This is a genomic window from Rhizobium sp. Root1334 (assembly GCF_001426665.1).
Taxonomy (GTDB): domain Bacteria; phylum Pseudomonadota; class Alphaproteobacteria; order Rhizobiales; family Rhizobiaceae; genus Pararhizobium.
The window spans coordinates 22,573-35,634 of record NZ_LMEY01000007.1; the positions used below are offsets into that span (position 1 = coordinate 22,573).

Sequence of the window (13,062 nt, forward strand, 5' to 3'; positions counted from 1 at the left end):
ACTTTGGTGTACTCCCGACGTCCTCTGCCGGCCCCGCACCAGATTTCGAGCAAAAAACCGTCGTTGATATCGTATCTTTTCAGACATTTGCCTGTATAAACTTATCAAATTATGTCTTTAGTGACGGCTGTCGGCCTGCCGAAACTTTGGTAGTTCCCGACGGCCCGAGTTAGAGTGCCGCGCCAGGACGATGCGGTGAAATGAGTGACGCGCAACCTTAAGGCACATAATGTACCTGGAGAGAATAGAGCTTCGCAACTTCAGAGGCATCACCCGATTGCAGGTCGATTTTGATCGCCGGCTCACCGTGATCGTTGGTGCAAATGGTGTGGGGAAGACGTCGATACTCGATGCGGTTGCGATTGGTCTTTCTCAATATATTGCGAGACTTAGCAAGACGGCGATGAGCGCGAGACGCATCACCGACGACGATGTTAAGATAGATAGCACTGGAACGAGGATCCAGATTCTCGCAGAGGATGGCTCGCAGAAGTATCGCTGGACGATGGTGAAGCAGGACCAACGTGAAAAACTTCTGCGGCCAGTATCAAGCGACTATCGCGGCGTTTCCGACTTGGTAAAACGAATTGCGGAAAGGGCAGAAGGATCTTCGACTTTCCTGGCAGGGGAAGCTCCGGTCATATTTTATAACCAGCGTCGTGCCATTATTGAGATCCCGCAGCGAAAGCGCGGAAAGATTAGTCATGAGGTTGCCGACGCGTTTGCGGAGAGCCTAGACGTCGGTCGTATTGATTTTCGAAAGCTCACCTACTGGTTTCAGGAGCGCGAAACTGAAGAGTTGCGCAAACAGCGTCGCCAGAAAAGCTATCTCGACCCTCAGTTGGAAGCGGTTCGAAAGGCCATTTCATCAGCTACGGGCTTGAAAGATCCCTATTATCGTATCGAGGCTCCCCGGGGTTTGACTTTCACCAAGGGAAGGACCGAGCTTCACGCCAACCAGCTCTCGACAGGTGAGAGGATTTACATGGCTCTCGCCGGGGACCTAGCTCGGCGGCTTGCCATCATCAATCCGAATATTAAGAACCCGCTCCTGGGAAAAGGAATTGTTCTAATCGACGAAGTGGAGTTGCACTTGCACCCTGCTTGGCAGAGGCGGATCATTTCGTGGCTGACCAATACCTTTGCAAATGTTCAGTTCATCATTACGACCCATTCTCCGCAGGTGCTCGGAGAGGTGCAATCAGAGGTCATCAGGGTGCTGAATGTTCGCCGCAATGAAGTTAAGCTCGACTATATCCGAGCGTCACTCGGGCGGGACAGCAATTACCTTCTCGCGGCCGCTTTCGGTGCGGACGAGCGGTCGCCTGTCGCCAAAGGCCGTATTGATCGCATCGACAAGGCACTCGCTGACGGCCGCTTGGAGGATGTGGCGGAAGAAATCCGTCAACTTCGACACGAGGTAGAAGGAGCCGATCCGCAAATCGATATTGCTGAGGCAAGGCTGGCCCGTCGTACGAGGACGGCTTCAGAATGAAGCATTCAAACAAGATGTTGCCGCCGCCGGAGTTCGTCGCGTGGCTTGGTAAAGAGTGCGCTGATTGGAAGCCAACCTATAAGGGCCTGTCGGGAACTCCGATGACTGCCGTCCGAGAAAGCCTGCTTGCCGAGCAAGGGCATGTCTGTTGCTACTGTGGACGCCCGTTGAAAGACGGTGATGGTCATATAGATCATTTCTGGCCGCAAGCACATTTCGACGGTGTAAGCGGACCAGATTTCACCCTGAACTATAACAATTTTTTCCGCAGTTGTGGCCCACCGGGCAATCATGGAGTTCCTAAGCAGCGACCATCGACCTGCGGCGATTCGAAAAAGAACTGGTACGACAACGTTGCAAGCATTCTCCCTTCGGATCCAGGGTGTGAGGAGCGTTTCACATTCGGACAGTCGGGGAAGATCGGGGCGGCAAGATCCGACGACCAGGCGGCTTTGAATATGATCGGCGCGCTGTCACTAGACGATGATGCACTGGATTTGGAGCGAGCCGCAATTATCGCCGAGGTCGAGGAAGTACTGGCAGCGGGCCGTACGGCCCACGAAGAATTACTTCGTGTCAGGGCCCGCACAGACGGAAAGTTGCCCGGGTTCGGACATGTAGTGGCCCGTTATCTGGAGCTTGAATTCGGGATTCAACCGAAGAGCTACAGATAGCATATTCGCCTTGTTCCTGGTTCAGCGCTGCGCCTTTGCCGGTCGGTCCAAATTCCCTGACGACCGGACAGTCCGTTATGTCCGATCCTATTCGCAGGGAGCGTGGGCGGAGGAGCCGGTTGAAAATCAAAGGGATGGTTTGAACTGCCGGTAATTAGTCTTCCAGCGTGGACATCACGAACTCGAGTGTTTTCAGATGCTTGACTGAACAGAAGGCTGGTCGCTGGTTCGGATCCATTCAAGGCGGGGGAATCAATTACTTCTACAGGCTCCCATGCATAAATATCGAAGGGACGATCTTCGTCTAGCTGGCGTTCTCGTGGACATAGGCCATCGCTCGGGTTGATGATACGGCCCAGCAAGCTTGAAAATCCCCATAAAAAGACGTCCTGGGCAGCCGGCTCCCGCACGAAACGCTCCCTCGCCAACGCTATGCAAAAGCTCCCCATCAACCGGCATTGCCAACTCAATCATTGGTTAGACAACAGGGATCTTCTGACACGATTTTACACCCAGGCTGTAAGATCCTCTCTCGATTTGCCAGCTTATCAATCGCGCCGTGCTCCGGCATTTTCTTCCCACGCCTCCCCCTGGAGGCAAGAAGAGCGACTTGGGCGCCTCGCGCTGCGGGAAAATGTCATGAGCACCGTTTCGGAAGCCACCAGCCGCCCAACGAACTTCGCGGGGTTTTGCCTGATCGGTGGAGCGTCTTTGGCCGCCTTGACCGAAGCCATCCCCGGGACAGTCCTCTCGTTCGCACGCCTCGACATGATGGGGAAGGTTGCAGCGACGGCCGACGAATTTGCCCGGATGGATTTTGGCTATACAACCGCGAAGCTCATTGGCTTCGTCATGACTGCATGGCTAGCCGGGCGTTTCACGCTGGCCTCATCCTTGGCGACAGCAACGATCACAATGACGGTCGCGTCGGGATTTGCAGCCGTCACGGAGGAATTGCATTCCCTCTTTGTGTTACGTCTTCTCCAGGGCATGGCGGGAGGTGTCATTCTGGTGAGCGCCCAGTCAATGCTCCTCAAGTCATATGCTTGGCGGCATCAACCGTTCGTCCAGAGTGTCTTCGCCGTCACCGCGGTGGTTGCCCCTGCAACGCTTGTTCCCTACCTCCACGGCTGGCTGCTCGACAGTCATTCCTGGGTGTGGATATTCCTGGGTGTCATCCCGATCGGCCTGACCGCGCTCGCTCTCCTGTTGCTGGGCCCTTCATTGGAGGGAGAGGCACCAAAGCCAATCCGGATGAACTGGCCATCGCTCGCTTGGTTCGCTGTCGCCGTGTCATCGCTGACCTACGTTTTAAACCAGGGCAATCGTTGGGACTGGTTTGAGGAGCCCACCATTGTCTTGTTCGCCGCAATCGGCATAGCCGCGCTCGCCGTCGTTGTCGGCTGTCATTTCGTTGGCGATAAGAATCGTCGTCTTCTGGACTTCTCGGTGTTCATGAACAGCGGGTTCAGCTTCGGTTTTTTGGCAAGCTTCGCGGCCGGTTTTGCTCTCCTTGGCAGCAGTTACCTGATCCCGTCCTTCGCCATCTCGATACTGCGAATGACACCGATGGAGGCCGGCGCGCTCCTGCTGCCGAGCTCGGCCGCCTTCATCACTACACTCTTCTTCACGGCCTTCATCATCAATCGCGGCGCGCCCCCAGCGCTCACCATCCCCTTCGGCATCCTGGGCCTCATGCTGGCGATGTGGATGCTGTCCGGTTCAACCAGTGGCAGCGGTATCCCTGACATGTTGCCCGGTGTCCTGGTTCGTGGATGCGCGCTTGGATTTCTGTTTCTCTCAATCACCCTCATCACGATGTTTGGACTTAATGGATCGGCAGTCGTCACCGCCGTCGCCCTTTTCAACGCCGGTCGACAAACTGGGGGTCTCGGGGGCATTTCGTTCCTGCAAACATTCGTGGAAGATCAGACGGCCCAAAACCGCGCCGTGCTTGCCGCCTACATCACGCCAGGTCGTCCGGAAGTTATCGATCACCTGTCCGGCCTTGCACAGTATTTCTCGACCCACGGCCTGGAACACGGGGCGCACAAGGCATCTGCGCTTCTGATGGGCAAGTCCGTCGCGTTGCAGTCGACGACGATCGCCTTCAACTCCGCCTTCTTTTCCGTGGCACTATTTTTCCTGGGCGCTGCACCGGTCCTGATCGTCTCGAAGATCATCATCGGAAAGGTGATCGCTAAGCGCCTTCGGGTTGCGGGCCAGATCGCGATGCCTTAGGCCATCCACTTTCGATGTTCGAAGAAGCGTTCAACGAGAAGTTCGATAAAGAGCCTTACTTTGGTCGGAAGTTGCCTTCGTTCCGGAAACAGAGCATCGATGGAAAATTCGACGCCCCGGTAATTGGGCATATTTGATATAAGCCGGCCGGCCTTCAGATCATCGAAGACCAGGAAGCTCGGTGCAAGGAATACGCCGTGTCCGTCGATTGCCAATTCCCTGAGAGTTTGCGGGCTGTTCGAAACGAAGTTGCCCTCAATCTTGACCTCTTCCTTGACACCCGCGCTGTTCTCAAAGTGCCAGGACGTTCCGTAGGCATAGTGCGAGTATTGCAAGCAATTATGGCTTGCAAGATCACTTGGTTGTTCCGGCGCCGGATGTGATTTGAGGTAGTCGGGAGAGCAGACAACAAAGTGTCGCCATGGCGTTAGTTTGCGGGCGATAAGGCGGGAATCCCTCAACGTCGTCCTGATGACGAGGTCATAGCCCTCCTCGATCATATCGATCATCCGCTCGCCAATATCCAGCTCGATAACCACCGAAGAATATTGCTGCATGTACTCGCTCATGAGTGGGACGAGAAACGGGGCGATGGCGGTGCTTGTGTATATTTTAAGCTTTCCCCGGGGTGTTGATACCAACGCGCCGGCGAACTGATCTGCTTCGTCGAGATCAGCAAGGATCTGCGAGGAGCGGTCATAGTAGAATTTGCCGGTTTCGGTGAGGTTGACCCTTCGCGTCGTCCTGTTCAGCAATCGGACGCCGAGGCGATCTTCCAGAGATTGAACGTGGTTGGCCACCATGCTTGTTGACATGTTCATGCGCCTTGCGGCTGCAGAAAATCCCCCGCATTCAACGACTTGTCCAAAGACTGCCAAGCTTGTCAGCCGATCCATGCTTTCCTCCGATTATGCACTCAGGCTTTACGATCCTTACACAATCTCTGAGATTATCAAATCATACGTTAAGGTGCATTTCCCTTCTCCCAGAAACACTAATCCACGTCGGGCAGCAACGAAGTATATGAAAATGGCGGAGTGAGACCCTAACCATATGTCGGAGATCGTCGAAACACGTTCCGTCAAGAACGGAACTGTGGGTTTGCGCATCGGTTTCGGTAGGTGCAAAAGGCAAGCAAGTTGTCAGGAGCGGCGCGATCGCCATTCTTTAGCTTGCGAAGCCGCCGACTACGGGTACCAATTCCGGACGTTCAGCCGCTTTCCCGAGATGACCGACAACGGCCTATTGGAAAGCCGATTGTACCGCCATTGCCTCAAATTTTTCCGGCTCTTTCAAGGAAGGAGACGGAGGGTCCTATTCTGCCGCGCATCGACGACCCAGTTTTTCAGGCGATACTGTCGCATCCCAAGGCGGACGTTAAGACGGGCAGAACCGCGATCGCAATATCGACTCCCCGATTAAGCTTCCTTTGCCAAGAAACGGCCGCAATGAAGCAGCCAGTCACGCTAGCAACAGAGCCCACTCCAAGAGTTCACCCTGTACACCTTAAAGGCGGAACCCGACAGTCCGCAACCGCTCGCGCCAGGAGACCTATACGTAGGTATGGATTGCGACGACAAGCACTGCGAGAAAGACTGCGTTCGATATCGTTTCTGGAGAAAACTTCGCTCATATCTTCCTACCCCTCTCACCAGAGTGGCTGATAGATCAGCGCCCCAAAGTCAACATTCGTCTTCGGAACGAAAAAGAGACCCAAACCGAGAAGACCCGATGAAACCCCCACTACCGTTCAAGCAGAGCCGGAGGCATTTCCTCGCTTCCGGCGTCGCGGCCATTTTCGTGGCCGTAGCGTCAACAGCTGGCGCCACCATCATCAAGGGCGTCGCGCCTTTCAAGCCGTTCGACTACAACCCGCCCGAAACTCTGGGTACGGGCGGATGGTATTTTTTCACACCGCAGGAGGCGCGGCTGATGGAAGCGCTGGTCGAGTGTCTCATCCCCGCCGACGAACTGAGCGTCAGCGGTCTGGATGCCGGATGTGCCGAATTCATCGACCGTCAGTTGGCCGGTTCCTACGGGACCTTCGAGCGTCTCTACATGCAGGGGCCATTCGTGGCCGGAACGCCCGAGCAAGGCGACCAATCGCCGCTGGTCCCGCAGCGACGCTATCGCCTCGGACTTGCTGCACTGGAAAGACACTGTCAGCAGACCCTCGGCAAGAGCTTTGTCGAACTGCCGGGCGAGCAGAAAGACCAAGTCATCACGTCGGTACAAAACGGTGAGATCGTTTTCAAAGACATCGACTCGAAAATGTTCTTCGCGATTTTGCTGCAAAACACGATGGAAGGCTTTTTCGCCGATCCGATCTACGGCGGCAACCGGGACATGGTTTCCTGGAAAATGCTCGGCTTCCCCGGCGCACGCTATGATTATCGCGACTATATCGACCGTCACAATGAAAAACTCGATCTGCCGCCACTGAGTATTTCCGGCCGCCCCGAATGGCACAAGAAAGGTTAGATGATGGCAAAGAGACTTCCTCCAACAGACGCTGTCATCATAGGGCTCGGGTGGGCAGGCGCCATCATCGCCAACGAACTGACCGATGAAGGCCTTCAGGTCGTCGCGCTCGAGCGTGGACCGTGGCGCGACACGGCCGCGGATTTCAACATTGCCACGGCTCCTGACGAACTCCGCTACTCACAGCGCCAGGACCTGATGTTGCGGACGGCGCAGAACACGATTACCATGCGCAACAATCCCGGACAGAAAGCCCTGCCTATGCGCAACTGGGGCTCGTTCCATCCGGGGAACGGCACCGGCGGCGCGGGCAACCACTGGGCCGGGATCACCTTCCGTTTCCAGCCCGAAGAGTTCCGGCTCAAGAGCCATTTGACCGAACGATACGGTTCTACGGCAGTCCCCGAGCAGCTGACTTTGCAGGACTGGGGCACCGACTGGACCGAAATGGAGCCGTTCTACGATGCCTTCGACAAAGTGGCTGGAACCTCGGGCAAAGCTGGCAATCTCGAAAACAAGATCCAAGACGGCGGCAACCCCTACGAGGGGCCGCGCTCGAGCGAGTATCCGACCCGGCCGCTGAGGCAGCCGTACGGACCAACGCTCTTCGCCCAGGCGGCGCGCGATATGGGCTACAAGCCGTTTCCGGTGCCTTCGGCACTCATCTCCGAGCCTTACACAAACTCCCTCGGCGTAACGATGGGACCGTGCACATTCTGCGGTTTCTGCACGAACTACGGCTGCGCGAACTACTCTAAGGCAACCGCGATCACCACGATCATTCCGGTTCTAGTGCGCAAGTCGAACTTTACCTGTCGAACCAACTCCGAGGTCTTGCGTATCCTCATGGACGCAAGTGGCAAACGGGCCACGGGCGTGGTTTTCGTAGACAGCTCCGGCGAAGAATGGGAGCAGCCGGCAGACATCGTAATCGTGACCGCCTTCACCTTCGAAAACGTTCGCCTCATGCTGCTATCAGGTGTCGGCGAGCCCTACGATCCGATCACCAATACAGGGACGACGGGCCGTAACTACGCCTACCAGACCGCCAACGGCGTGCAGCTTTTCTTCGATGACAAGAATTTCAATCCGTTTATCGGAGCGGGTGCAGTCGGCATGGGGATCGACGATTTCAACAACGACAACTTCGACCATTCCGGACTGGGTTTCATTGGTGGTGGGAGCATCCGCGTCACGCCGATCGGAGCTGCTCCCATCGGAAATCGCCCGACGCCGCCAGGGACCCCGACCTGGGGATCGGAATGGAAGAAGCAAACGGTGAAGAACTACCTGTCAACGATGTCGATCGGTTGTGAAGCGTCCAGCTACTCGATGCGAAACAACTATCTTTCGCTTGATCCGACTTATTGCGACAGGCTCGGGCGACCGCTTCTCCGCGTGACTTTCGATTTTCCCGAAAACGACCTCAAGATGGCTCAGTACTGTACCGACAAGGTCGGCGAGATCGCCAAAGCTATGAATCCGCGCCAGTACGTTAAAAACCCCTCTAAGGGTCACTGGAACGGAGGGCCATATCAATCCTCGCATGTCGTCGGTGGCTTCGTCATGGGCGCGGACCCCAAGACCAGTTCGGTGAATAAGTATCTCCAGAGTTGGGACGTATCGAACGTCTTCGTCGTGGGTGCATCGGCTTTCCCCCAAAACCCCGGCTACAACCCGACAGCCACAGTCGGAGCGCTAGCTTTCAAGGCGGCTGACGCAATCCGCACGTTGTATGTCAAAAATCCAGGCCCATTGGTGCAAGCATGAACAATCTCCTTCTCAAGTCAGTGGGGATACTCGCGTTCACGGCGACCGCGGCTGTCGCCCAGGCCCCGCGTGACGACTCCTTTGAAAAGGTTGCCCGCGGTCGCTATCTCGCGACCCTCGCCGACTGCAGCGCGTGCCACACGGCCGCCGGAGGCGCTCCCTTCGCTGGCGGCGTCGTCCTGCAGACGCCATTCGGCGATCTCGTCGGAGCCAACATAACGCCCGATCCAGATACCGGAATCGGCCGCTACACCGAGGAGGAGTTTCAACGCGTCATGTCGGAAGGTATCGGCAAGGGTGGTTACCACCTCTACGGGGCCATGCCTTTTACCGCTTATACCAAGGTCTCGAAGTCCGACAATTCCGCGATCTACGCCTATCTCCGGTCGGTCGAACCGGTCAGGAACAAGGTCGAGACCAACCAGCTGCCGTTTCCGTTTAACATCCGCGCGAGCCTTATTGGCTGGAATTTTCTCAATTTTTCAAAAGGCGAATTTGAGAAGAACCCGGACAGGTCGGCCGAATGGAACCGCGGAGCCTACATCGTAGAGGGGCTTGGCCATTGCGGCACATGCCATACGCCCAAGACCTCTTTGGGAGGCGACGAGAACGACAGGTTCCTGGAGGGAGCAACATTACAGAACTGGCATGCGCCGAACATTACCGCCGATCGACACAGGGGTATCGGCTCATGGTCCACGGACGAGATCGTCCAGTACTTGAAAACGGGAACGAATAGATTTGACACTGCCTCAGGTCCCATGGCGGAAGAAGTCGAAAACTCCAGCCAACACTGGAACGACGCTGACCTAAACGCCGTCGCCGTCTACCTGAAGGAAAGCAGGACGTCCGCAACGGAGGTGCCGGACGCGCTCGACGCGGACGACACTCGTATCGTGGCGGGCAAGAATATTTACGCTGACCGCTGTTCCGCCTGTCATACGCCGGACGGAAATGGCATTCCGCGCCTGTTCCCCAAGCTTTCCTCCGCACCGCTCGTAAACAGCGACGATCCGACTAGCCTAATCCGTGTAGTGTTGGCGGGCAGTAGGGCAGGCGGAACACAGGCTTCTCCGACCGGTCCTGCCATGCCTTCGTTTGCTTGGAACCTTTCAGACGACGACGTGGCAAACGTCCTGACCTACATTAGAAATAGGTGGGGCAACAGTGCCGTCCCAGTCGCGGCCAGCGAAGTCAAAGAGTTGAGAGAACAACTACAGGAATGACCGATCCACTATCCCGCTGCTTGTTTTCGCTGCCTATGTGTCGAACCGCCGAGCACCTCGGCCTAGGCAATCCTCTTCATATGGCTGACTCGACCGTCGACGGCAAAATCGCTGATCGTAAGAGATGGTCAGCAGCGGGGCAACGTCGACAACGCCATTATTGTTAGCGCCGTGCCGACCAAATGGTCCACAAGATCGCAGCGAGTCGTGGTGGTATAGCTATATGAGTTTAGCAATCGCCCCCCATTCTTCCTTGGCGTTGCGTCTGGCCCATTTTCGGGCTTCAACCGCCTGGCAGCGCAGGTTTCACAAAGTATGACCGACAACTGGTGGTGCTCGGGCATGCCTTCGCAAACTGAGTGTGCCGTCGTCTACCTCAGACATTGTGATTTCTTACGCGGTCTCGGCAGCAACCTAAACTTAAGTTAGGATTACCTACTCCAACGGCCGACGATAAGTTTGCCGAGAGCCGTCACCCCGAAACGCTCGAACCGGCTAAAGCCGGATAGTTAATTTTGAGCGCTTGTCCGTGCCCTTACGCATCGCGTACTGCAGCACGGGGCGTGAACGGCTTGCATTAAAAAACATAGGAGCGCCTCATGTCGCAGACAGAAGCAAAAACTCATACCCCAGGCCCGCCACAGGCTAAGATCCCGGCTGAAAGCGCCTTTCATCCCGGTAAGGCCGGGGCGGGCGAACTCGTTCCTTCGCGCTACGCGTTGAAAATCGGGGACATCGACGTCATGGTCGTCAGCGACGGTGTCTTGCCGCTGCCGACACAAATGATGGGGCACAATGCCGACCCTACCATTCGTGCAAACTGGATGGCGGACATGTTCTTGCCTCCGGATTCTTTTGACTGGCCACTGAACGCCGTTGTGGTTCGTAGCGGTGATCAGACAATCCTGCTTGACGCCGGCCTTGGTCTCGATCCGGATCTGCACCTGCCGCGCGCAGGCCAACTCGTCCAGCGCCTTGCGGCCGCAGACATTGACCTCGGATCGGTGACGGACATCGTGCTTACGCACCTGCACATGGATCACATCGGCGGACTGCTCGTCGAAGGCGTTAAGGAACGTCTTCGTTCTGACCTTAGAATCCACGCAGCAGCATCGGAGGTGGATTTCTGGAAGAACCCCGACTTCACCCACACCAAAATGCCGGAAGGGTTCCCGGCCGCGCTGCGGGCGACCGCCAAACGTTTTCTGGAGGAATACGGAAACCACATCATTACGTTCGACGAGCGCTACGAGGTCGCTCCAGGCGTAATTGTACGCCGCACGGGTGGACATACGCCCGGACACGCAGTGATCCGCGTGGCTTCAGGAAATGAAGCACTGACGTTCGCCGGCGACGCCGTCTTCGCGGTCGGATTCGAACAGCCTGACTGGCACAACGGCTTCGAGCACGATCCGGAAGAAGCGGCGCGCGTCCGCATTGACCTTCTGCGTCAGCTCGCAGATACGCGCGAACTCCTTGTGGCAACCCATCTTCCGTTCCCGTCACTCGGACGGGTGGCTGTCGCGGGCGACGCCTTCCGTTGGGTTCCGGTGTTCTGGGACTACTGACACTTAGAGCATGACGCCTTGAGCGATCGTGTTGCTAGCGTTCGCCCGTCATTGAGCAACGATGCGGCGGTGGCCACACCATGCAGCAAGAGGCCCGAAGTAGCGAGGTCCGGAAGTCAACCGGACCTCGCACGAACTCTGTGCTTACAGCATCTCATCTTAGTGGAACGGTGTCACGTTCATCTCAGACCGCGAACTACCGCTTCATCTGTCACAGCAATCGCTCATTTATGTTCTGTTTGGACTGGCGATCAGCGGAGATGCGGACTGCAATCGTGTTCGCCGAGTTCGACCCGCCACCGCCCCTAACGGAACATCGCTTGGTCCAATAAAAGTCAAATTGCGGAGTAGTCATTATGGCAGGTGAAATAGTCCCCGGCTTTCGTAAAACCGTGTCCCACTCTCTCGCGCAGTTTGGACGTCGTGCATTTGTGGCTGGCGCCGCGGCGTCGGCACTTGGTGTTGCGGTCCCTGAGCGTCTGATGGCTGCGACAAACGGAGATGGAACTTTGTTCTCAGAGACGCCGAGTCAGATTCAGGCCGGGGTGCTGAATGTCGGCTACTACGCTGCCGGCTCCCAAACGGCGCCGGCCGTCTTTCTTCTGCATGGCTTCCCTTACGATGTGCATAGCTACGTCAATGTGGCTCCGATGCTGGTTCAAAGGGGTTTCCGCGTGATTGTGCCGCATCTTCGCGGGCACGGAACGACAGCTTTCCTTGAAACTTCTACAGTCCGGTCCGGTGAGCAGGCTGCGATCGGTAGAGATCTCGTCGACCTAATGGACGCCCTCAAGATAGACCAAGCAATCTTTGCTGGGTACGACTGGGGAGGCCGCGCTGCATGCGTGGCGGCTGCGCTTTGGCCGGAGCGTTGCCTTGGACTCGTCTCGGTCAACAGCTACCTTATCCAGAATATCGCGAAGGCGCTTGAACCTGCGCCGGCGAAAGTCGAACGCGGGTTCTGGTATCAGTTTTATCTGCAGACGGAGAGGGGGCGGCAAGGGCTAGAGCGCAATCGCTCAGACATCGCCCGCATCATGTGGCATGACAACTCTCCAACCTGGGAGTTCGACGAGGTGACGTTTCAGCGCAGTGCACGATCTTTCAACAACCCGGACTTCGTCGACGTTGTCGTCCATTCCTATCGCCATCGACTTGGCGGCGCACCAGGATATCCCGATTATATGAAGCTGGAAGCTCTGCTCGCATTACAGCCACAGATCACCGTACCAACCGTGACTCTGGATGGGGACTCGGACGGGGTCGTCGCAGCCACTGACGGAAGTTCGACGTCGGCAAAATTCGTCAAGCGTGTGCACCACATTATTCGCGGTGTTGGGCATAATCTACCCCAAGAGGCACCCTACGCATTCGCGAACGCCATCGTTGAAGTAGGGGCAATGTAGGGATCTGCGCCGACCACACTTGGTCCCAAACCTACGTATAGTGTTATTGGAGGGCGCAATCAGGTATCTTCTAAGTGTCGATATCGCGATCCCCTCCCAGCGATACTGACCAAAACCTCGGTTCTCCGCCCCCTCCGCCGAGGACGTGGATGTCAAATCCACCAGTGGGCCGTCTTTCCTCGGAAGACGGCCCCTTTTTCG

9 protein-coding genes are annotated in these 13,062 nt (G+C 56.5%); 8 read left to right on the forward strand and 1 reads right to left on the reverse strand.

What is annotated here, in order from left to right:
* The first annotated feature begins 229 nt into the window (after window positions 1-229).
* The 3 genes from ASD36_RS12110 (at window position 230) to ASD36_RS12120 (ending at window position 4,410) form a co-directional block, all read left to right on the forward strand.
* Window positions 230-1,495 carry an AAA family ATPase gene (locus ASD36_RS12110; protein WP_060510752.1) on the forward strand — a complete coding sequence of 422 codons (1,266 nt, stop codon included), beginning with the start codon at window positions 230-232 and terminating at the stop codon, window positions 1,493-1,495.
* Window positions 1,492-2,169 (forward strand): retron system putative HNH endonuclease, encoded by a 678-nt coding sequence (locus ASD36_RS12115; RefSeq protein ID WP_060510753.1) that lies wholly within the window; start codon window positions 1,492-1,494, stop codon window positions 2,167-2,169. The genes ASD36_RS12110 and ASD36_RS12115 overlap by 4 nt, the downstream gene beginning before the upstream one ends.
* A 711-nt stretch (window positions 2,170-2,880) precedes the next feature.
* Window positions 2,881-4,410 carry an MFS transporter gene (locus tag ASD36_RS12120; protein ID WP_244489805.1) on the forward strand — a complete coding sequence of 510 codons (1,530 nt, stop codon included), beginning with the start codon at window positions 2,881-2,883 and terminating at the stop codon, window positions 4,408-4,410.
* Here ASD36_RS12120 and ASD36_RS12125 read toward each other — a convergent pair.
* Window positions 4,407-5,306: a LysR family transcriptional regulator gene (locus ASD36_RS12125; protein WP_060510757.1), complete on the reverse strand. Its 900-nt coding sequence runs from the start codon at window positions 5,304-5,306 to the stop codon at window positions 4,407-4,409. The genes ASD36_RS12120 and ASD36_RS12125 overlap by 4 nt on opposite strands.
* A gap of 667 nt (window positions 5,307-5,973) precedes the next feature.
* Here ASD36_RS12125 and ASD36_RS12130 point away from each other — a divergent pair.
* The 5 genes from ASD36_RS12130 to ASD36_RS12150 all read left to right on the forward strand — a co-directional run bounded on the left by ASD36_RS12130 (window position 5,974) and on the right by ASD36_RS12150 (window position 12,861).
* The gene (locus tag ASD36_RS12130; RefSeq protein ID WP_244489806.1) at window positions 5,974-6,891 is read left to right on the forward strand and encodes a gluconate 2-dehydrogenase subunit 3 family protein; all 918 of its coding nucleotides are present in this window, start codon (window positions 5,974-5,976) and stop codon (window positions 6,889-6,891) included.
* 3 nt (window positions 6,892-6,894) lie between these two features.
* Window positions 6,895-8,661: a GMC family oxidoreductase gene (locus ASD36_RS12135; RefSeq protein WP_060510857.1), complete on the forward strand. Its 1,767-nt coding sequence runs from the start codon at window positions 6,895-6,897 to the stop codon at window positions 8,659-8,661.
* Complete coding sequence (locus ASD36_RS12140; RefSeq protein ID WP_060510761.1) at window positions 8,658-9,887, forward strand: cytochrome c; 1,230 nt, start codon at window positions 8,658-8,660, stop codon at window positions 9,885-9,887. Before ASD36_RS12135 ends, ASD36_RS12140 begins: the two co-directional genes overlap by 4 nt.
* Window positions 9,888-10,486: 599 nt before the next feature.
* Complete coding sequence (locus ASD36_RS12145; RefSeq protein ID WP_082546868.1) at window positions 10,487-11,455, forward strand: MBL fold metallo-hydrolase; 969 nt, start codon at window positions 10,487-10,489, stop codon at window positions 11,453-11,455.
* Window positions 11,456-11,811: 356 nt separating this feature from the next.
* Window positions 11,812-12,861 (forward strand): alpha/beta hydrolase, encoded by a 1,050-nt coding sequence (locus ASD36_RS12150; protein WP_082562771.1) that lies wholly within the window; start codon window positions 11,812-11,814, stop codon window positions 12,859-12,861.
* Window positions 12,862-13,062: the final 201 nt, after the last annotated feature.

Bases quoted from the DNA above. Each gene is read 5' to 3' on its own strand.
- ASD36_RS12140 (WP_060510761.1), top strand. From the start codon at position 8,658: ATGAACAATCTCCTTCTCAAGTCAGTGGGGATACTCGCGTTCACGGCG.
- ASD36_RS12125 (WP_060510757.1), bottom strand. From the start codon at position 5,306: ATGGATCGGCTGACAAGCTTGGCAGTCTTTGGACAAGTCGTTGAATGC.
- ASD36_RS12150 (WP_082562771.1), top strand. From the start codon at position 11,812: ATGGCAGGTGAAATAGTCCCCGGCTTTCGTAAAACCGTGTCCCACTCT.
- ASD36_RS12145 (WP_082546868.1), top strand. From the start codon at position 10,487: ATGTCGCAGACAGAAGCAAAAACTCATACCCCAGGCCCGCCACAGGCT.
- ASD36_RS12115 (WP_060510753.1), top strand. From the start codon at position 1,492: ATGAAGCATTCAAACAAGATGTTGCCGCCGCCGGAGTTCGTCGCGTGG.
- ASD36_RS12110 (WP_060510752.1), top strand. From the start codon at position 230: ATGTACCTGGAGAGAATAGAGCTTCGCAACTTCAGAGGCATCACCCGA.
- ASD36_RS12130 (WP_244489806.1), top strand. From the start codon at position 5,974: ATGGATTGCGACGACAAGCACTGCGAGAAAGACTGCGTTCGATATCGT.
- ASD36_RS12135 (WP_060510857.1), top strand. From the start codon at position 6,895: ATGGCAAAGAGACTTCCTCCAACAGACGCTGTCATCATAGGGCTCGGG.